Raw genomic sequence first — 22,941 nt, forward strand, 5'->3', positions numbered from 1 at the left:
TTTGTTTCGGCATTTGCCATCAAGGAGCGGTAGGGCTCCCTGATGGCAAGAAGCCGGCGGCGTCAGGCCGCCGGGTCCGCTTCTGCGGTCTATGCTTTTGCGAGACGGTGTCCTTGCAGGATGTTGTTGGTGAGGGCGTACCAGAGCACGACGGCACGAATCTTCTCGATGCCGCGCACGGTCAATTGCCTGAGGTCCCAGTTCCGCCATCGGGCATGGATGCATTCGCAGATCGTGCGGGCTTGGTACTGTGCCTTGCCGGCTTCGCTGGCCATGCGAGCACGCCAAGCCGCTACCCCAGGACCGTCGCTGCTCCGGGGTAAAAAGGGATCGACACCGCTCCTGGATTTGGGGGGAGGACAGTAAATCTCAACACCTTCGCCATGCGCCCATTCGATGTCCTCGCCACTGCAGAACCCGCCATCGGCGAGGTAGCGGCCTGGCAAGCGCTTCAGCCGAGCGCGCGTTCGCTCCAGCATCGGCCGCATCAAGCCACGATCTGAGCCGCTGTTGTCGACATCGATCGCGACCACGAGCAGTTCGCCGGCTGCACTGGCGACCTGCACATTGTAGGCCGGGCGGAAGCCGGCATCCGCCATCTTCATCACCCGTGCTTGCGGATCAGTGGTGGAGGCACGTGATTCCTTCGGCTTTTTGCCGTTGCCGCCCTTGTCGTCGAGCTGCTTTCGCTTGCGCCTGATCTCAGCCAGCGCGGCTTGGGCCGCTTGCACCCGCTCGCTGCGTTCCCGCGCCGCACGCTCCCTGGCAGCCCGGATGCGCCGATTGCTGGCTTCCGGATCCGCATCAACCTCGCGCCTGAGCTCTTCCACTACGGCCTTCGCCTGTGCCATCTGCCGATCCAGCGTCGCCTCCCGCCGGAAGGAGCCAGTTCCCGCACTCGCCCGTATCCGCACCCCGTCCTGAGTCAGCTTCTCCAGATCGACCAGCCCTGCCTCATTCAGGGCCATCAGATGTTCGACCAGCAAACGGTCGAGCAAGTCGGCACAGCCGACCCGGAAGTCCGACAGCGTATGATGGTTCAAAGACACGCCGCCGCAGAGCCAGCGATAGACGTCGTGACTATCGCAGAGTCGGTCCAAGGCACGCGCGCTGCCAACGCCATCGCTCGTGGCGTAAAGCCAAAGCGCCAGCAACAGCCGCGGCGACGGTGCTGGATGGCCGGGCGTGTTTTCCCTCGCCTTGACCCGATCCTCCAGCTCGCTCAGGTCCAGCCCCTCAACATAAGCCCAGATCACCCGTGCCGGATGATCCTGCCCGATCAGGCTATCAATATCGACCGCTCGCAACTCGATCTGATTGCGAACAGGCTCGCGCAGCCGAGGTCCACCCCGCGGCACCTCCTCGGTTCGTGGCCCCGACTGTTCCGGCAATTCGCCAAAAAGTCCGTCGTCAGACATCACTGCCTCCAGCAATCAACCTGCTCAGAGAATCACATCCGCCCAACGCCCGGTACAAAAAGATTCACAGTCTCGTAGGGTGGGTTAGCGTAGCGTAACCCACCTCTTTGCTCTCCACGCGTCGAGAGAAGGGGTGGGTTACGCCGAGCGGACTGCGCTTCGCGCAGCCGCGGGGCTAACCCACCCTACGGCATCCCGCCTAATTCTGCTTCTCGCGCGGCTTCCTCGCGGCGGCGGGCTTCGCCGGCCCGCGGCGCGCGCCGTCGAGGGCGCCGTCCTTGCCCGCCTTCAGCACCTCGTCCGACAGCTCGCTGGAACCGGCAATGCGCGCCAGCAGCATGGTGCCAGCCATGGTCGCGAGCGTCGCGATCGCCTGCTTGCGTGCCGCCTTGCGCGGCATGTTGGGGATGAAATCGGTCATCATCTCGATCATCTCGTCCAGCTTGCCGGCAAAAGCCTTGCGGGTCTTCGGGCTCTCGCGGGCGATCTCGGCGCCAAGCGAGGGGATCGAGCAGCCGTGACCGGGATTGTCGCGATGGAGCACCGAGAGATAGGCGTCCGCGATCAGTGCCAGCCGCTTTTCGGGAGCGGCCTCGTCGGTGATCTTGCGCCAGTGCTCCATCGAGCGATCCATGGCATAGGCAAAGGCCTCCATCACCAGCGCCTCGCGGGAATCGAAGTGGGCATAGAAGCCGCCATGGGTCAGGCCGGCCTCCTTCATGAGGTCGGCGACGCCGATGCCGTGAGCGCCCTTTTCGCGCAGCCGCACGGAGGCCTTCTTCACGATGCGGTCGTGGGTTTCCTGCTTGTGTTCCCTGGAGTAGCGCATGCGGATCTCATTGGATGTCGGAAGTCATTTAATAGCACGGGAATGGCCGAGTGCGCATTAATTCGCAGTTAAGTCGTTGCCGATCATGGAAAAGGTTGCAGTTGCATGCACCGCTAGGGCCCCTTTTCCGTCACGGACGAAGCCCTCGGTGTAGCTGGTCCGGCGTCCCAGCTTGATCACCTTGCCTTCGGCCGAAACCAGCCCCGAGCGTACCGACAGCGGCCGCAGGAAGGTCAGCTTCAGATCGAGCGTGACGGACCCCTGCCCGGCCCCCAGCCGGGTCGAGATCGCACACCCCATGGCGGTGTCGAGCAGCGCCGCCGCTGTCGCGCCGTGCAGGAGGCCAATGGTATTCTCGAGGTCCTCGCGCGGCTCCAGTTCCATCACGATCCGCCCCGGCTCGACCACGGCCATGGTGAAGCCGATCAGCTTGGCGAAGGGTGGCGGCGGTAGGCGGCCGTCGCGAATGCCGAGCATGGCGTCCATGCCGGAGAAGCCCATGGCCGCCTTCGCAACCGGTGCCGGCACCTGCCAGTCCACCACGCGCTCGCGCCGGCGCGCGGGCGAAAACAGGTCGGGCTGATCGATGTCGGTCATGGCGGCCTCTTTATATTATGTATGTCATACTATGTCACGGACTTCGCGCTGGCAACCTCTCCTCGCCGCTTGACAAGCAGAGCGTTTCGGCCCGGAAGTGATCCCGACCGGTGCCCCCCGCGCACGTCCACGAAACTTAGAGATCCCGCCATGGAAATGCTCAATCATCACTGCGGCGTGACGCGCGATGCGCGCGGCGTCGTTCATGTTGCGATCTGCAACGCCGGCTCGCTCAACATCCTAGGCTCGCCGGTGACCGATGCGGTCCGCGAAGGCCTGCAGCAGTTGGCGGCCGATCGCAGCATTCGCGTGGTCGTGCTGCGCGGCCAGAGCGAAAAAAGCATGATCGGCGGCGCCGACATCAAGGAGATGGCGAAGCTCGACCAGACATCGGCCGAAGCCTTCATCAGCCGCCTGCGCGATCTCTGCGAAGCCGTGCGCGCCTTCCCGGCCCCCGTGATCGCGCGCATGCCGGGCTGGTGCCTCGGCGGCGGACTTGAAGTCGCCGCCGCCTGCGATTTCCGGATCGCCGCGCATGATGCGCATTTCGGCATGCCGGAGGTCCGCGTCGGCATTCCCTCGGTGATCCATGCCGCGCTTTTGCCGCGCCTGATCGGCTGGGCCCGCGCGCGCTGGCTGGTGATGACGGCCGAAAACATCGACGCGCCGACGGCGCTCGCCTGGGGACTGGTGGACAAGGTCGCCGCGCCGGGCGAACTCGATGCCGCGGTCGAGCACACAATCAAGAGCCTGCTCGAATGCGGCCCTGAAGCGCTGCGGTCGCAGAAGGCGTTGCTGCGGCAGTGGGAAGAACTGCCGCTGACGGAGTCTGTGAACCTCAGCGTCAAGGTGTTCGGCGAGTCGTTCCTGACCGACGAGCCGACGCGGCTGATGCAGGCGTTTGCGAATCGGAAGCGGTAAGCCTCCAAAGACGATGTCATGCCCCGCGAAGGCGGGGCATCCAGTACGCCGCGGCTTCTCCGTATCCGTGTACTGCCTCTGGAATACTGGATCGCCCGCCTTCGCGGACGATGACAGAGGCGTATGGGCCAACGGCTGCGTGTCAGAAGCTCCTCCGATCGAACGAGCAAAGCTCATCCGATCCACGACAAATTCTCATCCGAGCCGAGGTTGCATTTCCCGCGTCGCATCATATGATGATCATAATCCTAATGACTCGTCATCTCAGGGAGCCCGTCATGGCCGAAGCCGCCGATCCCGTCGTCATCCTCTCCGCCGCCCGCACCCCGCTCGGCCGTTTCATGGGCGAGCTGTCGCCGCTGGCCGCGCACAAGCTTGGGTCGCACGTGATCGGCGCGGCGCTGGAGCGCGCCAAGCTTGCACCCGAGAAGGTCGACGAGGTCTTCATGGGTTGCGTGCTGCCGGCCGGCCAGGGTCAGGCGCCGGCGCGCCAGGCGGCGCGCGCTGCTGGCCTCCCCGACGCCACCGGCGCGACCACCGTCAACAAGGTCTGCGGCTCCGGCATGAAGGCGACCATGCTGGCTCATGACATCATCCGCGCCGGCTCGGCCGACATCGTCGTCTCCGGCGGCATGGAGAGCATGAGCAATGCGCCCTATCTGCTCGCGAAGGCGCGCGGCGGCTATCGCGCCGGCCACGACCGCATCATCGACCACATGATGATGGACGGGCTCGAGGACGCCTACGAGACCGGCCGCTCCATGGGCGATTTCGGCGAGGCGACGGCCGAAGCCTACCAGTTCACCCGCAAGGACCAGGACGCCTATGCGATGGAGACGCTGAGCCGCGCGCGCAAGGCAGTCGAGGGCGGCGCCTTCAAGGCCGAGATCGCGCCGATCACGCTCACCGAGAAGGCCGGCCCGCGCATCATCGCCAATGACGAACATCCGCTGAAGGTTGATCCGGCAAAAATCCCGGGGCTGAAGCCGGCGTTCCGCGCCAACGGCACCATCACGCCGGCGGCCTCCTCCGCCAATGCCGACGGCGCTGCCGCGCTCGTGCTGACGAAGCGCTCGATCGCCGATCGGGCCGGCCTTCCGGCGCTGGCCGAGATCAAGGGCCACGCCACCCACAGCCAGGAGCCGCAATGGTTCACCACGGCACCGATCCCGGCAATCCGTAAGCTGCTCGACAAGATCGGCTGGAACGCCGGCGACGTCGACCTGTTCGAGATCAACGAAGCCTTCGCCGTGGTGGCGATGGCGGCACAACGTGACCTCGGCATTCCCCGCGACAAGCTGAACATCAATGGGGGCGCCTGCGCGCTTGGCCATCCCATCGGCGCGACCGGCGCGCGGCTGGTCGTGACGCTGCTGCATGCGCTGGAGGCACAGAACCTCAAGCGCGGCGTCGCGGCACTCTGCATCGGCGGCGGCGAGGCAACAGCGATCGCCGTGGAACGGATCGCGCGCTGACCGGACGAAACGTCCGAAAACGAGGGAAGTCTGGCATTTTAGACTTTTGAGTCCTGTGCCAGTCTGCAACGATGACGCGGGTCTCGCTATGCCCGCCAACCAAGATTGAGGGGCAATGATTTCGAACTGGCTCGCGGCAGCACTCGGCCGCCGCAATATCCACTACGGCTGGGTGATGGTCGGCGTGACCTTCCTCGCCGCGCTGATCAGCGCCGGCACCGTCGGCGCGCCCGGCGTGTTCATCGTGCCGCTCCAGAAGGAGTTCGGCTGGAGCACCGCGCAGATCTCATCGGCGCTGTCGATCCGCTTCATCCTGTTCGGGCTGATGGCGCCATTCGCCGCGGCGCTCCTCAACCGCTACGGTCTGCGCAACGTCACGCTTGCCGCGCAGCTCATCGTCGTCTCCGCGCTGGTGGCTTCGCTCGGCATGACCGAGGTCTGGCAGCTCGTGCTGCTGTGGGGCGTCGTGATCGGGATCGGCACCGGCATGACCGCGCTGGTGCTGGGCGCGACCATCGCCACGCGCTGGTTCGCGGCACGTCGCGGTCTCGTCGTGGGCATCATGACAGCAAGCGTCGCTACCGGTCAGCTCGTGTTCCTGCCGCTGCTCGCGAGCCTCACAGACCGCTTCGGCTGGCGCCTAGCGCTCGGCTTCGTCTGCATCATGCTCGGCGTCTCGGCGCTGGCCGTCGCGCTCGCGATGCGCGACCGGCCGAGCGACCTCGGCCTGCGTCCATTCGGCGATGAAGGCACCGAGCCCCTGCCCGCACCGCCCGTCAACCACGGCTCGATCACAGGCGTTGCGCTCGGCACGCTCCGCGACGCCTCGAAGTCGAGCGCGTTCTGGATCCTGTTTGCGACCTTCTTCGTCTGCGGCGCCTCCACCAACGGCCTCGTCCAGGTGCACCTGATCCCGATGTGCCTCGATTTCGGTATCCCGCAGGTGCAGGCGGCGAGCCTGCTCGCGGCCATGGGCATCTTCGATTTCTTCGGCACCATCATGTCGGGCTGGCTGTCGGACCGCTACGACAATCGCTGGCTCCTGTTCTGGTACTACGGCCTGCGCGGGCTCTCGCTGATCTTCCTGCCGTTCAGCGATTTCTCGTTCTACGGACTGTCGCTGTTTGCGATGTTCTACGGGCTCGACTGGATTGCGACGGTGCCGCCGACGGTGCGGCTCACCGCGCAGAAGTTTGGCCCTGAGCGCGCCAACCTGGTGTTCGGCTGGATCTTTGCCGGCCACCAGCTCGGCGCCGGCACGGCCGCGTTCGGAGCGGGCCTGTCGAGGACACTGCTGGCGAGCTATCTGCCCGCCTTCTTCGTCGCCGGCGCACTCTGCGTGTTCGCATCGCTGATCGTGCTGGCGCTCTCGCACCAACCGAGCCCGAAGCCGAAGCCCGCGATGGCCTGAGGGCGCGTATCAGGCCGGCGCGCGCCGGCCTAATACCTGATCGTGGTGGTCACGCCGAACACCGCGGCGTCGCCGATCCGCGAGATGCCGGTCGGATCGTTCGGATTCGGGATGCCGCCGGAGGGCCTGAACACGTACTGGAAGTAAGGCGCGATCAGCCAGCCCGGCTTGATGTGCGCTTCGTAGATCATCTCGATCAGGGTCTCGTTGCTTCGTATCGGATTCTGGGTACCGGTGTAGAACCGAGTATCGAGGTCGAGGTTGCGGGCGGTGTTCGAGATCCGCATGTAGGCCATCGCCACGCCGAAACGATCGAGCGCACGGCCGGGCGTGAAGCCGACGAAGCCGATGCCGCCGTCGAGATAAAGGTCGATCAGGTTGCGGTCCGCTGGGCTGTAGGCAATGCGGCCGAAGGCGGTGACGCCCGGGATCGATGCGGACGTGGTGTTGTCGGTCGTCCCCGGCGGCCGATACAGCACCTGCTCGATGACCGCGTAGATTCCGTAGTTGCCGCGAAGCTTGGCTGGAATGCCGGTGCCGTCGGGATCGGCAATCGACAGGCCCTCCGCCGTGAAGCGCTGGCTGTTGAAGTCGCCATAGTGCTTCCAGGCGCCGGGTGTGAAGTTGCCGGCGAGCGAACGGCCGCCAATGTCGAGATCGTAGTCGAAGTGAACCTGCCCGATGACCCAGGGCGGATCATTGACGCGAAACGCGAGGCCGTGATGGTCGCGCATCTGCGGATCGCCCCCGCCTGGCCCCGAGGGGTCGCCATTGAACACCGCGCCAAAGAGGGTGATCTTGTCCGAGACCGCGGCCTTGACGCGAATGCCGGGCACCGCGATCGGCGGCGCCGGGCCGCCGGCCGGAAGGTTGGAGGCCTTGATGGCAGGCCAGCCGAACGTGCCGTTGATGAAGAGGTCGTCGGTCTCGCTGTCGAAGAACTCGACATCCGCCGCCTGCTGGCCAGCCCTGATATTCAGCGCCCCATTGAAGAAGCTCTGCTCGAAATAGGCATTGTAGAGACGCTGGTCGGGCAGCGCCTCGATCTCGCTGATGGTGGCGAGGTTGAAGATGTAGTTGCGCGTCAGCCCGCGCCCGTAGATCTCGAAGGCGTTGGCGTAGAAGCGGCCACCGGTCCAGCCGACAAGCTTGTCGAGATCGGCGTCGACGGAGATATCGAGGCGGCCGAAATGGATCGCACCGCGCCCGACCCCGCCCGACACATTGCCGATATTGTCGGCGATGAAGGTCGCGCCGAAATTCAGGCCCTTGTTGGCGAGCCCGTCATGCCATTCGTTGAACCATTTTGGGGACAGCCACTCGGCCGCGCTTTCGTCCTTGGCGCCGGCGAATGCGCTCGTGCTCGCCATCGTGCTCGCCACCGCCATTGCGACCGCGCTCCGCGACCGAGTTCTATGGGCAGTCCCACTCACGGCCGGTACCGGTTCGCGTGCGCTATTTGAAAATGCCCGTGCGCCGCATGAACAGATAGGCCGCACCGATCGAGCCGACCATCAGCGCCGCGGCCCAGAGAAACCCCTCGTCGACATCGGTGAGCGGCAGGCCCTTGGTGTTCATGCCGAAGATTCCGGTGATCAAGGTCGGCGGCAGCAGCAGTGTCGTCACGATGGAGAGCGTGTGGAGGTGGCGGTTGCTCTCTTCCTCGTTCTTGAAGCGAAGCTCCTCCTCGAGCAGGCGGCTGCGCTCGCGCAGCTCGACGATGTCGTGATCGAGGCCATCGAGCCTCTGCGCGAGCTTGCCGGCCTGAATCCGCAGGCTCGGCGTCAGGTGATCGGTGTTCTTCTGGTCGAGGCGGTGAAACAGCACACGCAATCCCGTGAGCTGGCGATGTAGCCTGACGCAGGTGCGGCGCAGCCGGCCGAGGTTGCGGCGCATCTCGGGCTTGGCGTCGTCGGCCAGGATCCGCTCCTCGATGCCGTCGATCTCCTGCCCGAGCTTGTCGGCCATCCGGTCCAGCGTGTCGGCGACCTCGTCGACGATCTTCTCGAGGAGATGGGCGACGTTCTCGACGCGATAGCCGCCCTCGAGCACGCGGCGCGTCGCATCGGCCGAGCACAGCGCCTGATGGCGGCCGCTGACCAGAAGCCGCTCGGTCATGGCAAAGCGCAGGAATGCGGTCTCCTCCGTCGCGGCTTCGATGTCGCGCACGAGGTCGGAGAACACGCCGTAGACACAGCGGTCGATGACGTGGAGCTGCTGGAACGTGTCGTTGGAGAGCAGCAGCTCGCGCGCGAGCGGCGGCAGCTGTGAGGCCGCGATCCACGGCCGCACGCGCGCGTCGGTCAGGTTGAAATGGAGCCAGAGCCTGCCGTCATGGCTGAGCTCGATCGGCTGGTCGATCGGCAACGCCTCGGCGCTGCCGTCGCTGTGCAGCCGAAACGCCCACACCAGACCGGGAATGGCAGGCTCGGCGTCAGACATCGCGCTGACAAGCTTTGCCGGCTCAGCCATACTCACCCCCACGTCGATGCAGCCCATATCCGGGGGGGCAGTTGGCCGCCTCCTCCGGACTTCTCGCGGGTACTGAATTACGCTTCTGTTACAGCTTGATGATGGTGGTCTGCCCTATTCCGCGGCCAGCCCCGTCGCAGCCGCGGCCTCGGCTTCCTTGACGTAGTCGTGCACGACGCGGCCAAACGGCAGCGTCAGGTCGGCGATGTAGTGATGCGCGCCGACGACGCGGCGGACCGGAAAATCGGCAACCGGCGCGTTGACGTGCGGCACCAGATGCAGGCGGCCGGGCCCCATCCACGACCCCTTCGGCACGATGTCCGTGAGGTTGATCGCGACGAGCTGGCAGACCTCGAGGCGGCCATCGACGCCGGGAATCATCTTCAGATTGACTTGCGTCTTCGACAGCGTGGCGCGTGTGAGTTCGCCGTTGCCGGCCATGCTCTCATGCTTGTAGCCCATCGTGCCCATCGCAACGAGCTGGCCGGCATATTCGAGCGTGCCCGTCAGCGTGTCCTTGACGATCTCGAGTTTTGGATGGGCGTACTTCTTGGGAAAGCCCCAGATCTCGCGGCCCGCCGCGATCGGCGGATCGTCGTCCAGATACATCTGCGAGACGAAGTTGACCTCCTCGCCGTTGAGGCGCGCAGGGATCACGAGACCGGATTCGGTGTAGCTGCCGAAGCCGGACGAGTCCGGCATCCTGATCCATTCGTAATGCACGATCGGCTGGTCGATCGGCTCCAGCGGCTCAGGCAGGCCGGCGCGGATCAGATCCGGGTCGGTCTCGTAGGTGATGACGAGGAATTCGCGATTGATGAAGCGATAGGGACCAGCCGGATAGCTCGGTCCGGCAGCCGGCATGGACGGGAGTCTCAGAACGTCTTCCCTGCGCATCGCAGTCTCCTGTGTGATGCTGGTGTGATGTTCGTCCGGCGGCGACGAGCTTAGCGCAAATTGCTAGCCCTCGTCATTGACTGCGATGTGATGGATTTCCGTCAGGCGCGTGACCTAGCCGTCATGCCAGCGGCGCTGACCTGCATGCCCACGATGCATCGGCGCCACAATTGTCATCAGGCCGTCACCGCCGGGCGCAATCGTTTCGGCTTGTTGTAGAGGCATGTTCTCGTCGGAAAACCGCTGCGCACTTTTCCGGATCATGCCTGGCAGGAGGCAATCGGCCATGGACGCCAGGACGTCGCAACCGACATATCAGACACATCAGCCTCCCTCGCGGGGCTGGCGGCCCGAGCGCTGCGACCGCGTCGCGCTGGTGCTGCAGGGCGGCGGCGCGCTTGGCGCCTACCAGGCCGGCGTCTATCAGGCGCTGCACGAGGCTGGCATCGAGCCGGACTGGGTCTGCGGCGTCTCGATCGGCGCGATCAACTCCGCCATCATCGCCGGCAATAGGCCGGAGAAGCGGCTTGATGCGCTCCGCATCTTCTGGGAGCGCATCACCAACCGCAAGATCTGGCACTACACGCCCGACGGCGACGTCTTCCGCCAGTGGCGCAACTTCTACAGCGCCTGGATGACGTCGGCCATGGGCCAGCCGGGCTTCTTCACCCCGCATCAGGTCAATCCCTGGTTCAGCCCGGTCGGCGCCAGAACCGCGACCAGCTATTACGACACCAAGCCCTTGCGCGACAGCCTGCGCGAGCTCGTCGACTTCGACCTCATCAACGAGAAGAAGGTCCGCTTCGCGGTCGGCGCGGTGAACGTGCTGTCCGGCAACTTCATCTATTTCGACAATGCCCATGACGAGATCGAGCCGGAGCACGTCATGGCCTCCGGCGCGCTGCCGCCGGCGCTGCCGATGGTGCGGATCGGCACCGATCACTTCTGGGACGGCGGCATCGTCTCCAACACGCCCCTGCAGCACCTGCTCGACCAGGAGGACGCGCTCAACTCGCTGGTGTTCCAGGTCGACCTGTTCAGCGCGCGGGGCGTGCTGCCGCGCTCGATCCAGGACGTGATGGCCCGCCACAAGGACATCATGTATTCCTCGCGAACGCGCCACAACACCGACGTCTATCGCCGAACACATAACCTCAAGGTCCTGCTCTACAAGGCGCTGTCGAATATCCCGGACGAGCAGTTGTCCGAGGACGACCGCAAGCTCAAGACGAGCCTGCGCAACATGCCGGAGATCGCGATCCTGCATCTGATCTACCAGCAGAAGGCCTATGAGGGCGACGCCAAGGACCACGAGTTCTCGGGCACCTCGATGCGCGAGCACTGGTCCAGCGGCTACGAGGACACCAAGCGCACCCTGAAGCGCCGCGATTGGATCAAGATGCCCGAGGAAGGCATGGGCCTCGTCGTGCACGACGTGCACCGCGAGACGGAGAGCGCGTAGGCCGCCTCACCACTTGACCCGGCCATCCACGTGACGCCACACATGCTGAAGAACGTGGATGCCCGGGACAAGCCCAGGCATGACGACGGAGTGCGGGCGAGTGCTACCGGTCAACAGCCGCCAACAAAAATCTCGAAAACAACCCCATGCAAAGTAGCCGGTGGCGGGCGGCGGTCGCCTCGCGCACCCGCAAAATCAATTGACACGTCGGGCAAAACACCGGCATCACGTTATCATTGCGAACTCCGCAAGACGCCCCCATGCCCTGCCCGTCAGCCGGCGCTTTGCGGAGTGGCGCACACCTCGACATTGACGCCGGCTGTTTTCCTCAGCTCACCGAGCCGCGCGGGTTGACGACCGTATAGCCCCGCAATGAACGCGCGTGCATTCGCGTTGCGTGTCCGCCTGAGTTGGCGTCATACGCCATCCACATGTCGCCTCCGAGGTGCTGCTCCAGGACGAAGACGTGGCCGCGTCGGGCGGCAACCATTCCCGGTGCGGGCGACGTCCGGGGAAAACGCAGCCAGTTGGACGCGAGATTCAATTCCGGCACGATATGACCAAACACACGGATAGCCGCGCCGCAGCCGCAGAAGGATGAAGGGCATCCGGACGGCCGGCCGCCGACGACACGACTGCCAGAGACATTCACCACCGTGGCGGCGTTGCCCGCGTCGGTCACTGTCAATTGCTGCGAACGGTACGCTTGTAGTGAGTATCTCGACACCCGTTCGCGGCGTGTTTGCGAGTACGAGAAGTCGCAGGGCATGGTCACATTGCATTCGCGTGCTTGCGGAATGCGGTAGGGCCGTGCCTCGGAAGCGATAGAGCTAACGGTAAAGAACAGACACGCCGAAAGAACTTGCTTGAACATTGCAGGACTCCGAATTGAAGCTCCTGCCCCGGGGCCAGAGAAACCGATAGCAGTTTGGCTGAAATGGGCCTAAAGCACGGCCGAAAATGGCTGCATCTGCGTGTCGTGTTGTTCGGTTATCATAAGCTGAACGTTGCGACCGAAATGATTAACCCGCAATAGCACGAACGCTCGCCTCGGGCGGCGCACAACTCGCCCGCGCTGACGAGGTGATCGAGTGAGACACAACGCGCAACCCGCGCCGCGATGACAGAACGGGTCCCGCTGGATGTCCGCTTTGCGCCGCCAATAGCTGCCCTCCCGCCAGGTCGCATCTTGACCCGAGGTCAACCTCTGACGCCATTCAGTCAACCGGTCGGCAGCCATGATCCGACCCGCGCTCCAGCCGCTCATGTCGAGCTGGCCCGGCGCCGCAACGTGTCACCCGCCGGACCAACGCTCACGCTGCGACGTGCACGGTCTTTCTGGCGTTACGCCGCTAAGTGCCGGGCGTTTTGACGACCAGCTTTATATTCAGGAGATTGACGCCCTTGAACGGGTTCGGCGCACTTTCGATCGTTCCCGTGCCCGTAGCGTTCGCATAGACACCCGTGCCGGAAAGGATCGTGTATTCGCCCTTTGACTTGCCGTCTTTCGCCGAGCCGGTGTAACGCGCGGTTATCGAACCGTCCTCGAACGTATAGGTGCTATAGCCGAAGAACGGACCCGAACCTTTGAGCAGGTCCGAGGTATTGACGAACTCTTTCACCCCGATACGGCCGTCCTTGAAGACAGCAACGCCGAAAAATTTGCCGGACACGACCGTCTGTCCCTCGATATTCGCCGCCTCCATTACCTTGACATCGATCGGCCTGGTGACGAGCTTGAACTCGAGCACCTGCTCACCGGCTACGGCGGTTGACGCCGCAACGACGACTGCCATGCCAGAAAGAAAAAAGGCGAGAGACTTCCGCATAGGTTCCTCCTGCGCTTTGTGAGATCAATCGTGGGATGCACAGCGGGCTACCTCATGCCCCAGCTTTTGCGCTGCGGCACGACAAGGAGCGCTCAGCGCCCAGCTAGCGGCTGAAACTAATCGGTACTCGGCATGGCTGGGACGCAACTATGAGTCTAAACGATGGAGAAAAGGTTCAGGGTTCGATCGGACGAAGTTGTCAGCCGGCGCCACCGAGACGGCCCTCGGGCGCCCTGCCGCCGAAGCGCGATGTGATCAAAGCTGACGCTCGTTCTCAGTAAGGCATTTTCGACGCTGGCACTTCCAAGCCATGCGGGTCCGGTCGAACGCCCGCTTTTGCGCGAGAGCTTGATGATCGCGACCGCTTGCGAGCGGCACGATGAATCAAACGAGCGCACCTCTTATTCGCGGTTGTCATTCGATACGCAGGCACTATCGTGCGCAAGCGGCGCAGCCGCAGCGTTCATCCAATAATTCCAGATTATGGGAGAATCGCATGAAATTCATAACCACATGGAGCGTACCTCAAGGCACCTTCAATGCAGCCGTCGCCCGCTTTCTCGAAACCGGCGGCACACCACCCGAAGGCGTCAAGATGCTGGGTCGCTGGCACGGCATGAACGGACAGGGATTTGCGATCTCGGAATCGAGCGATCCGAAAGCCATGTATCGCTGGCTCGCACAATGGTCTGACCTGCTCCCGTTGACCGTCACGCCCTGCCTCGAGGATGGAGACGCCGGCGAAGTGATGGCCTCGCTACCCAAGCGTTGATCTTCTCACGTCATTGCCGCCGGGATCGGCGGCAATGGCAGGCCTGCTGAGCTTCGCCTCGAAGCTCAGCTTCGATCTGCCTCCGCAGGCTGGCGAGCCCGTCGACATCACCCGCTAATCATTCTCTCGAGTGCAACCAGTGATCCGAACACGATCCCGGTGACAGCGAGGAAGACGACGGCAAGATAGAGGCGATGCATGCGTAAAACACTCCGAATGCGCTATCAGCGATAACAGATACGCCTTCAGATGGTTTCTGCTCGAATGGTTAAGGGCAATCCTTCCGATCGAGGCGGCCCTGCCCTCTGTCACAAATCTGCAAAGCGCCCTTGTGATACTGGCGGCTTGGCCGCCGCTCTCTTCGGTTGAGAAGCATTTTCAAATGGCTGGAGCTGTCGATCAGACGTGCATCCGGCTGCCCGAACCAGCGCGCTGGCTACTGCCGAAAACCGCTAGCGAGTTCATTTTGATTGCTAGCTCAGATGAACTACCGTGGGGCTCATTTCAAGAATTAATCATATTTTAGGAGCGACCATTGCCGTCAAGCATTGAATCGATCGTTTCTGCATATGTACGTTTGAGGAACCGGCGAGCACTGGAAGACATGCAAGACCTTCGGCGCCAGTTGCTTGGAAACCTGCAGTCCACATCCAGCATCGATCCGCGCATGGCTCTCGACATCGTGCGCGAGGACCTGCAAGTGATCGAGGACGGACTGGAACAGCTCCAACCGCCGCCCGGGACTCTGCCCGAGAACGAGTGGCGCTAGTCGGATCCGGCCTTCGTACTCCGACGCAACGATAACCCGCCCAGCCTTTGGCCAAGCAGCTCTCGACCGTGGCAACGTTTTTCGATTTTTCGACCGAGATAGAGGATGGGGTTTCGAACGTTCAGGCGCACAACGCTTTGCCGGCTTCGGGCGCCGCAAGCGGGAGAACACATTCGAAAGATCCTTGAGACCTTGAACTTGAGGACCGATGGCTCGCCCTGCCGGACGATCGTGGCTTTACGTCGCTCTGTCGGAAGCAGCGGCATCGCGCGAGCAACCGCACAACGTAACTTCATCGAACCATGAACTTTTCTGTCTCACACGCATTGTGCCGCCGCTGGCGCGAATTCTGCGGAGGGGGAAGGTGCACAATCTTCCTGTCGTTCTCGTGGTCGAGGACGAAGAGTTGCTACAAGACATTGTTCATGACGCCCTCAAGGAAGGCGGCTTCGACTTGACGGCTGTCGCTTCCGGCCACGAAGCGGTGACGATGATCGACAGCGGGGTGGTCGTGTATTCCGCGCTCGTGACCGATGTTGTCCTCGGAGGACAGATGAGGGGCTGGGACATTGCGCGCCTGGTCAGGCAAATCGATCCTTCATTCCCGATCGTCTATATGACGGGCGCAGCGGCCGACGAGTGGGCACACGAAGGCGTCCCGAACAGCATTCTGCTGACGAAGCCGTTTGCACCAGCGCAGCTTGTTGCTGCGCTGTCTCAACTCCTTCATCTGGCTTCGTCGGACTGACGCGGGATCTGCCGCATCATCTCCCGAGCACTATGGTTGAGACAGAACAACATTGATCGCTGATCCCAGCTCTCTTGTCAGACATGGCTTCGTAGCACCGGGCGTTCGCGAAGCGTTGCGGGAACCCCGGCAGGGCCGTAGCCCGTGACGAAAAGCAAGGGAAGACCACGTGCCACGACAGCCTCCGCGACCGGCTGCACGTCGAACCCGTGCAGATTGATGTCGAGGATCGCGAGATCATACTCCTCTTCCTGGGCGAGCGCGCGGCCATCGCTGACATCTCCTGCGACCGCAATGACGCGATGCCCGAGCTCTTCAATCATGTCGATGAGCAACAATCGAATGAGCGCCTCGTCCTCGACAAGGATGACGGATGCCTTGCTCATTGCTCGCTCCTGCCTCCCTTTGGGCGGTTAGGCTGCCTTCGCCGCCGCTCTCTCACACGAAATGTAGAAAAGTGGGCGGAACGCCTTTGTTCCGCGGAGCCATCAAGATTTGGCACCGCGCTTCCGTCCTGCCGATCACCGGATGGACTCGTCGGGAAAGCCACGACTCCCTGGCTAGCGCTGAGGAGAGCGCGGAATCACCCATTGCTGGAGGCGATCGATTGACGCCTCCCGTTCGTGCTGGCCCAGCCAAATCGTGAGGAGAACCAGCGCGCCGGCGAGAGCGCCGATGCCGAAGTACAGGTTCCTCATGCGCGTTGAATGCGGAGCGCCGGAAATGGTTCCTCGCACCGCAGCCTATCGCTGCGCAGCTACGGCCGGATCGTCATATTCCCCGGCGGTCCCGGCGTTCGCAGCGGCTCCGCCAGCCGCGCGAACTCGCACAAGAGCGATCGTGTCTTGCGGGGGTCGATGATCTCCTCGACCCAGAATTTTTCGGCCGAGCGGAACGGCGAGCGCAGCTTGTTGAGGCGCTCCTCGATTTCCTTCAGCTTGGCCGCCCTGTCCTCTGCCGCGTCGATGTCGGCGCGGTAGGCAGCCTCGATGCCGCCTTCGAGCGGCAGCGATCCCCAATAGGCCGAGGGCCAGGCGTAGCGGATCGAGAAGCGGTCCGCCGGCTGATGCACCACGCCGGCGACGCCGAAGGCGTTGCGCAGGATCACCGTGCACCAGGGCACCGTGGTCTGGTTGACCGCGGCCATGGCGCGGACGCCATGGCGGATGGTGGCCGCCTTCTCGGCATCCAGGCCGATCATGAAGCCGGGGCAGTCCATGAGATAGACGATCGGCAGATGGAAGGTCTCGGCGAAATCGACCCAGCGCACCACCTTCTGGCACGCATCCGCCGTCCATGAGCCGCCATAGTGAAAGCTGTCGCTGGCGAGCAGTAGCACCGCCCTGCCCTCGAGCCGCGCGAGCCCGGCGATGATCGGCCTGCCGAAATTCCTGGCGACCTCGAAGAACGAGCCCTTGTCGACGACGGACTCGATGATGGGGCGCATCTTGTAGACTTGCTTGCGGTTGCGCGGCACCGCGTTCATCAGCGATTCTTCGCCGCGGTCGGGATCGTCGGTGCAGGGCAATGTCGGCGGCAGCTCGTAGACCGACGACGGCAGATAGGACAGGAAGCGGCGCGCGCAGGCAAACGCCTCCTCCTCGGTCTCGACGGCATGATCAATCGCGCCGGCGCGGGTCTGGATGTCGGCGCCGCCGAGATCCCCCTTCGAGAGGTCCTGTCCCAGCGCCTTCACAACCGGCGGTCCGGCGACGAACATCGCAGAGGACTTCGTCATGATCGAATAGTGGCTGGCGGCAAGACGCGCCGCGCCAAGGCCCGCGACCGAGCCGAGGCCCAGCGCGACCACGGGCACGCGGGACAGGTTTTCGGTCGTGAAGCGATACCAGCGCGTGCCGCCGATGCCGCCCGGCAGATTTGCGGCGCCCTTGGTCTCGATCGTCTTGACCGAGCCGCCGCCGCCCGAGCCTTCGATGATGCGGATGATGGGGAGGCGAAAATCGTGCGCCATCTCCTCAGCCATCAGCGGCTTGGCCGAGATCGACGCATCGGCCGAGCCGCCGCGCACGGTAAAATCGTCGCCGACGACGACCACGGTGCGCCCCTCCATACGCGCGCGGCCGAACACGCAGTTGGCCGGCGTGACGTGCTTCACTTCGCCCTTCGGATCGTACTCGCCGATGCCGGAGACGGCACCGATTTCGTGAAAGCTGCCTCTGTCGATCAGCTTGTCGATGCGCTCCCGAACAGTCAGCCGGCCCTGGTCATGCTGTCGCTTGACCTTGTCAACGCCTCCCATCTCCCGCGCGAAGGCTTCGCGCCGGGCGAGCTCGTCGAGTTCCGGCTTCCAGTTCATTCAATCCCCCCGGCGTGATCGGCTTGTTATTGTTTTGCACCGCCATCGCGATCGACTTGCGCGCGAGACGATTGTTGAACACGTCGGCTTCCGCGCCTTCGACCAGACTGCCCAGCGACCGGCCGAGCTCGACCATCAGCGGCGCGACTTCCGCATGCAGCCGCTGCTCGTCATACATCGAAGACAAGAGGCCGATCGTGATGACCACGAAGGTCTGATATTGCGGCGACCAGATCGGCACCGCGAGCCCGTTGATGTGCGGGCTCCACAATCCGCAGGCCACCACATAGCCATGCTCGCGCAGGAACTGGCGGTTGGCCTCGATGCGAGGCTTCAGCGTCTTCGCGGCCTCGGGGGCTTCGCGTTCCATTTCCGCAAGCAAGGCATCGCCGACCTCTGGTGCCAGCGCCGCCGTGTAGGCCGCGCCCGCGGCGGTCGAGGCCATCGAGATGCGGCTGCCGGTGCCCTCATGCAGGCCGAGTGCGGCCGCCGAGCGCGCGAATTGCACATAGACGAGATGGAAGCGGTCCGGCACGACGAAGCCGACCGTGCCCGGCAGTTGATCGGCGACCTCCTGGAGGCGCTGCCGGATCATGCTGCGGAGCTGCGCGCCCTTCATCATCGAAGCGCTCATCGCCACCGCGCTCGGCCCGATCCGATATTTCTGGTCACGCGGCAGATAGACGAGCTGACCCATGCGAGTCAGCGTGTGCGTGAGCCGCGATACCGTCGAGCGCGGCAGGCCGCAGCGATTGGAAATCTCGAGATTGCCGAGCCGGGCCTCGTGGCCCTCGAAGCATCGCAGCACGTCAAACGCGCGCGATACCACCTGGATGACATCACCTTCACCGGCATCGCCGGCGAGCATTCCTTGCCTACTCAAGCGCTCCGAACGTCGTCCCATGTTCCCTACCAAGCTGTGTTCCGCTGTGCGGAATTAAATTCCGCTTGAAGGACACGCTACCTCAGGCATTTTGCGACGACAACAAAAAGGCGATTGGCATGCCAGATATTCGAATTGTCACGGAGGTCGCGGGACGCGTGTGCGCGATTCCCGTGGAGGTTGGCGGAAGCGTCGCAGATGGCGATGACGTTGCAATCGTCGAAGCCATGAAGATGGAGATCCCCGTGTCCTCGCCCGCGACCGGCACGATCAATTCGCTTCTCGTGAAACTCGACGACGTCGTCGCCGAAGGTCAGGCCATCGCGATCGTCGCGAGCTGAAGCGCGCATCAAGCGCGTGGGTGAGCAATCTCTTTGTGGCCCATCCTTCGAGACGCCCGCTTTTGGCGGGCTCCTCAGGATGCGGCCTATTTTCGCGGCAAATTCGTAGACCTCATGGTGAGGAGCGCCGCTCGCGGCGCGTCTCGAACCATGGGCGCGCACTTTGCAATCGACAAGACGCCGGATGCGATTGACCTGCTCGTCGTCCGCGACAATCTGTCTGCCCGACTCTTCGCTGCGCGGTACGGCGTTGCCATCGCCGATTGCCGATGACATGATCCGATCCAAGCAAGAAAGTCTTCGCGGCAAGCGGAGACAATTGGAGGGAAACATGTTTCGTGGGCTGCTCATGCTCGCGCCTGCCTTGGTTGCGGGCTTTTCTTTTGCGTCTACACGCTATGTCTTCGCCGAAGACACCAAGCTGCCGCCGACCCTGACCTTCACCGCCTATGACACGGGAACCGCGGGCTTCAACATCGCGGTCGGCGTCGGCAAGATGATGAAGGACAAATACGGCACCGACGTGCGCGTGCTGCCGGCCGGCAATGACGTCGCGCGCCTCGCGCCGCTGCGCGCCAAGCGCGCGGCTTCCGCGGCGATGGGATCGGGCACCTACTTTGCGCAGGAAGGCGTGTTCGAGTTCGGTAGCAAGGAATGGGGCCCGCAGCCGCTCCAGATCCTGCTCTCGACCGTCGACTGCAATTGCGGCTCGCTCGGCGTCGCGGCGGACTCAGGCGTGAAGGAGCTCAGGGACCTCAAAGGCAAGCGGGTCGGCTTCGTGGTCGGCTCGCCGGCGCTGAACCAGAACTCGCTCGCCGTGCTCGCCTTCGCCGGTCTGACGAAGGACGACGTCAAGGTCGTCGAGTTCGCAAGCTATGGCGCGATGTGGAAGGGACTGATCAACAACGACACCGATGCCGCCTTCGGCACCACCATCACCGGCCCCGCCAAGGAAGCGGAGACCTCGCCGCGCGGCCTGATCTGGCCGTCGCTGCCTGCCAAGGACAAGGAAGGCTGGGCGCGGATGCAGAAGGTCGGCTCGTTCTTCTTCCCGCAGCTCGCGACCTGCGGCGCCGGCATCTCGCCGGACAAGCCGATCGAGCTCGGCAACTACCCCTACCCGATCTTCGTCGCCTACGCCGCGCAACCAGCCGACCAGGTCTATGCGATGACCAAGGCGATGATCGCGAACTACGACGCCTACAAGGACTCCGCACCCGGCGCCGGCGGGCTCGCCGCAGAACGGCAGACCAAGAACTGGGTGGTGCCAGTACATCCCGGCGCGGTGAAAGCGCTGAAGGAGGCGGGGCAATGGACCGACGCGCAGGAGGCCCACAACAACAAGCTCTTCAAGCGCCAGGAGGTGCTCGCGTCCGCCTGGGCCGACTACGGCAAATCCAATCCGCCATCGGACGACAAGGCGTTCCTCGACGGCTGGATGAAGCTGCGCGCGGCCGCGCTCGCCAAGGCCGACATGCCGAACGGGTTCGACTGATCGTCACTTTTTGTTTGCGCATGATCTTCTCGGAAAACCGCTCCACACTTTTCCGGATCATGCTTTAGCCTGCCGCAGCAACGTTTGAGGAGAGCGCGGATGTCCGACAGCGCGGCAGCGCCGGCGAAGAAGATCGAATTCGGGGATCCGCATCTCGGCGCGACGGCGGACTTGCAGGAAGCCGAGGTCACGCGCGTCCGCACACTGCAGGGCACGTGGCGCTGGGTGCTGATGGTCGCCACGGCGGCCACCATCCTGCTGTGCGTCAACCAGCAGTTCTCGCTGCGGTTCTTCATCGACTACACGCAGCTCAACACCGAATATTTCTACCTGCTGATAGCGCTGATGCTGCCGTTCACCTTCCTGATCTTCCCGGGATCGGAGACGGCGCCGCTCGACCGCATCCCCTGGTATGACCTGCTGCTGTTCGCGCTGACCTTCGGCTCGGCGATCTGGCTGATGCTGAACATCCGCAAAGCTGCGCAATTCGGCTGGGAGTTCGACGGCGCACCGGCCAACGTCGTCGCCGCCGGACTCGTGATGTGGTTCGTGCTGATGGAGGCGCTACGGCGCACCGGCGGCTGGAGCCTGTTGCTCAGCGTATTGCCCTTCACCTTCTATCCGATGTTTGCGGATTCCACCTGGCTCGGTCCGTTCCGCGGCACGCAATCGACGCTGCAGCAGACCACGTCCTATCACATGCTCTCGGGTGAAAGCCTGCTCGGAATCCCGATCCAGGCCTTTGCCGACACCGTGATCGGCTTCCTCGTGTTCGGCACCGCGCTGATGATGACGGGCGCCGGGAAGTTCTTCATCAACATCGCATTCGCGATGTGCGGCACGTTCCGCGGCGGCGCGGCGAAGGTCTGCGTGTTCGCCTCCGGCCTGCTCGGCACAGTCGGCGGCAGCATCGTCTCCAACGTGCTCACCGCCGGCACGATGACGATCCCCGCCATGAAGAAGACCGGCTTCACGCCGTCCTATTCCGGCGCGATCGAGGCCTGCGCGTCGACCGGCGCCGTGCTGGCACCGCCAGTGTTGGGTGCCACCGCTTTCGTCATGGCGCAGTTCATGAACACGGGCTATGCCGACGTGGCACTCGCCGCGACGATTCCCTCCGTACTTTATTATGTCGGCCTGTTCGCGCAGGTCGACGCCTATGCCGCCCGCCACAAGCTGAAGGGCCTTCCGCGCGCCGAGCTGCCGCGCTTCTGGGACGCCTTCAAGGACGGCTGGTATTATCTGTTCGTGATCGTCGTGCTCGTGGTGATGCTGCTCTACTTCAAGCGCGAGAGCCACGCGCCGTTCTATGCCTCCGTGCTGCTGGTGATCCTGCACCAATGGTCGGGGCCGGCGCCCTGGAAGCTCGGCAACACGCTCGTGCTCGCGGGCTCGATCGTGGCGACAGCAGCGATGTTCTGGTTCGGTGTGCTCAATGCCGCGCTGTGGGGCATGTGCCTGCTTGCGGCGCTCAACGAGTTCTTTCCCGGCAAGAACTGGGGCGGCGCACGCTGGCTGCAATTCCTCGAGCTGAACGGCAAGACCTTCGTCGAGCTGATCGCGATCCTCGCCGGCTGCGGCCTCCTGATCGGCGCGTTCTCGCTCACCGGCGTGATCTCGAGCCTCGCCAACGATCTCCTCAGCATCGCGGGCGGCGATGCCTTCCTGCTGCTCATCATGTGCGCCGTGACCAGCCTGATCCTCGGGCTCGGGCTGACCACGACGTCCTGCTACATCTTCCTCGCCATCCTGGTGGCGCCGGCGCTGGAGAAGCTCGGGCTCAACAAGATGGCGGTGCATATGTTCATCTTCTACTGGGGCATGCTGTCCTCGATCACGCCGCCGGTCGCGATCGCCTCGTTTGCGGCCGCCGGGATCGCCGGCGCGCCCGCGATGAAGACCGGGTGGGAAAGCATGTGGGTCGGCAGCATCATCTACTTCATTCCGTTCTTCTTCGTGCTCAATCCGGCGCTGCTGCTCCAGGGCAATAATCCCTATCTGGAGGCGTTCGGGCTCACCGGGCTCGCCTGCTTCGGCATCGTCTTCATCTGCGGCGGCATCCAGGGCTACCAGGCCTTCGTCGGCGATCTCCGCGGCGCCGGCATGCTGGAGTGGCCGCTCCGCGTGCTGCTGGTGATCGGCGGCTTCGTGGTCGCAACCCCCGGCGGTGGGATCATGCCACTGTCGCAGATGCAGATCACGCTGTTGGGGCTCGCCATCCTGGCGCCGACGGTTCTGATCGCGTTGCTGCTGGTCCGGCGGCAGGCCGTGGTGCCGGACGGGTTGCGCGTACCCTGATTGCGTT

General features: G+C 63.9%; 21 protein-coding genes. 10 read left to right on the plus strand and 11 right to left on the minus strand.

The window, feature by feature from the left end; genetic code table 11:
* Nucleotides 1-89 precede the first annotated feature (89 nt).
* The 3 genes from AXW67_RS24080 to AXW67_RS24090 form a co-directional block, all read right to left on the minus strand.
* Nucleotides 90-1,418 (minus strand): IS1182-like element ISBne1 family transposase, encoded by a 1,329-nt coding sequence (locus tag AXW67_RS24080; protein ID WP_076611901.1) that lies wholly within the window; start codon nt 1,416-1,418, stop codon nt 90-92.
* 199 nt (nt 1,419-1,617) lie between these two features.
* Nucleotides 1,618-2,247 (minus strand): TetR/AcrR family transcriptional regulator, encoded by a 630-nt coding sequence (locus tag AXW67_RS24085; RefSeq protein ID WP_063679864.1) that lies wholly within the window; start codon nt 2,245-2,247, stop codon nt 1,618-1,620.
* Nucleotides 2,248-2,304: 57 nt separating this feature from the next.
* Nucleotides 2,305-2,844 carry a PaaI family thioesterase gene (locus AXW67_RS24090; RefSeq protein WP_063679865.1) on the minus strand — a complete coding sequence of 180 codons (540 nt, stop codon included), beginning with the start codon at nt 2,842-2,844 and terminating at the stop codon, nt 2,305-2,307.
* A gap of 150 nt (nt 2,845-2,994) precedes the next feature.
* Here AXW67_RS24090 and AXW67_RS24095 point away from each other — a divergent pair, with 150 nt between their 5' ends.
* The 3 genes from AXW67_RS24095 (at nt 2,995) to AXW67_RS24105 (ending at nt 6,651) form a co-directional block, all read left to right on the plus strand.
* Entirely contained in the window at nt 2,995-3,765 is a 771-nt protein-coding gene (locus AXW67_RS24095; RefSeq protein ID WP_063679866.1) for an enoyl-CoA hydratase, read from the plus strand.
* 278 nt (nt 3,766-4,043) lie between these two features.
* Entirely contained in the window at nt 4,044-5,240 is a 1,197-nt protein-coding gene (locus AXW67_RS24100) for an acetyl-CoA C-acyltransferase (RefSeq protein ID WP_063679867.1), read from the plus strand.
* 115 nt (nt 5,241-5,355) lie between these two features.
* Entirely contained in the window at nt 5,356-6,651 is a 1,296-nt protein-coding gene (locus AXW67_RS24105) for an MFS transporter (RefSeq protein ID WP_027551560.1), read from the plus strand.
* A 29-nt stretch (nt 6,652-6,680) separates the two neighbouring features.
* Here the strand turns inward: AXW67_RS24105 and AXW67_RS24110 are convergent, their stop codons facing one another.
* From AXW67_RS24110 to AXW67_RS24120, 3 genes are all read right to left on the minus strand, one after another.
* Nucleotides 6,681-8,021, minus strand: coding sequence for a carbohydrate porin (locus AXW67_RS24110; RefSeq protein ID WP_245315698.1), 1,341 nt, complete (start codon nt 8,019-8,021; stop codon nt 6,681-6,683).
* A gap of 85 nt (nt 8,022-8,106) precedes the next feature.
* Entirely contained in the window at nt 8,107-9,123 is a 1,017-nt protein-coding gene (locus tag AXW67_RS24115; RefSeq protein ID WP_063679930.1) for a transporter, read from the minus strand.
* Nucleotides 9,124-9,237: 114 nt separating this feature from the next.
* Nucleotides 9,238-10,020, minus strand: a complete 783-nt coding sequence (locus AXW67_RS24120; RefSeq protein ID WP_027551563.1) for an acetoacetate decarboxylase — start codon at nt 10,018-10,020, stop codon at nt 9,238-9,240.
* Between the two features lie 286 nt (nt 10,021-10,306).
* Here AXW67_RS24120 and AXW67_RS24125 point away from each other — a divergent pair, with 286 nt between their 5' ends.
* Entirely contained in the window at nt 10,307-11,482 is a 1,176-nt protein-coding gene (locus tag AXW67_RS24125) for a patatin-like phospholipase family protein (protein ID WP_063679869.1), read from the plus strand.
* A gap of 328 nt (nt 11,483-11,810) precedes the next feature.
* Here the strand turns inward: AXW67_RS24125 and AXW67_RS40810 are convergent, their stop codons facing one another.
* Both AXW67_RS40810 and AXW67_RS24130 read right to left on the minus strand, forming a co-directional pair.
* Nucleotides 11,811-12,356: a hypothetical protein gene (locus AXW67_RS40810; protein ID WP_082908024.1), complete on the minus strand. Its 546-nt coding sequence runs from the start codon at nt 12,354-12,356 to the stop codon at nt 11,811-11,813.
* Between the two features lie 478 nt (nt 12,357-12,834).
* Nucleotides 12,835-13,311, minus strand: coding sequence for a hypothetical protein (locus AXW67_RS24130; RefSeq protein ID WP_063679870.1), 477 nt, complete (start codon nt 13,309-13,311; stop codon nt 12,835-12,837).
* Between the two features lie 496 nt (nt 13,312-13,807).
* Here AXW67_RS24130 and AXW67_RS24135 point away from each other — a divergent pair, with 496 nt between their 5' ends.
* The 3 genes from AXW67_RS24135 (at nt 13,808) to AXW67_RS24145 (ending at nt 15,600) form a co-directional block, all read left to right on the plus strand.
* Nucleotides 13,808-14,083 (plus strand): DUF3303 domain-containing protein, encoded by a 276-nt coding sequence (locus tag AXW67_RS24135; RefSeq protein ID WP_063679871.1) that lies wholly within the window; start codon nt 13,808-13,810, stop codon nt 14,081-14,083.
* Between the two features lie 604 nt (nt 14,084-14,687).
* A complete protein-coding gene (locus AXW67_RS24140; protein WP_245283889.1) occupies nt 14,688-14,852 on the plus strand; it encodes a hypothetical protein in 165 nt (54 codons plus the stop codon).
* A gap of 208 nt (nt 14,853-15,060) precedes the next feature.
* Entirely contained in the window at nt 15,061-15,600 is a 540-nt protein-coding gene (locus AXW67_RS24145; protein ID WP_082908025.1) for a response regulator, read from the plus strand.
* 77 nt (nt 15,601-15,677) lie between these two features.
* Here AXW67_RS24145 and AXW67_RS24150 read toward each other — a convergent pair whose 3' ends face one another.
* From AXW67_RS24150 to AXW67_RS24160, 3 genes are all read right to left on the minus strand, one after another.
* Nucleotides 15,678-15,986, minus strand: coding sequence for a response regulator (locus AXW67_RS24150; protein WP_082908026.1), 309 nt, complete (start codon nt 15,984-15,986; stop codon nt 15,678-15,680).
* Between the two features lie 371 nt (nt 15,987-16,357).
* On the minus strand, nt 16,358-17,917 hold the full coding sequence (locus AXW67_RS24155) for an acyl-CoA carboxylase subunit beta (RefSeq protein ID WP_063679872.1): 1,560 nt from the start codon (nt 17,915-17,917) through the stop codon (nt 16,358-16,360).
* Entirely contained in the window at nt 17,847-18,821 is a 975-nt protein-coding gene (locus AXW67_RS24160) for an IclR family transcriptional regulator (protein ID WP_063679873.1), read from the minus strand. The genes AXW67_RS24155 and AXW67_RS24160 overlap by 71 nt, the downstream gene beginning before the upstream one ends.
* 44 nt (nt 18,822-18,865) lie before the next feature.
* Here AXW67_RS24160 and AXW67_RS24165 point away from each other — a divergent pair, with 44 nt between their 5' ends.
* From AXW67_RS24165 to AXW67_RS24175, 3 genes are all read left to right on the plus strand, one after another.
* Nucleotides 18,866-19,141, plus strand: a complete 276-nt coding sequence (locus AXW67_RS24165; protein WP_283806467.1) for an acyl-CoA carboxylase biotin carboxyl carrier protein subunit — start codon at nt 18,866-18,868, stop codon at nt 19,139-19,141.
* Between the two features lie 331 nt (nt 19,142-19,472).
* Nucleotides 19,473-20,636, plus strand: coding sequence for a TAXI family TRAP transporter solute-binding subunit (locus AXW67_RS24170; RefSeq protein WP_063679874.1), 1,164 nt, complete (start codon nt 19,473-19,475; stop codon nt 20,634-20,636).
* Between the two features lie 99 nt (nt 20,637-20,735).
* Entirely contained in the window at nt 20,736-22,934 is a 2,199-nt protein-coding gene (locus AXW67_RS24175) for a TRAP transporter permease (RefSeq protein WP_063679875.1), read from the plus strand.
* The last annotated feature ends 7 nt before the right edge of the window (nt 22,935-22,941 follow it).

This window comes from Bradyrhizobium neotropicale, assembly GCF_001641695.1.
Lineage (GTDB): Bacteria > Pseudomonadota > Alphaproteobacteria > Rhizobiales > Xanthobacteraceae > Bradyrhizobium > Bradyrhizobium neotropicale.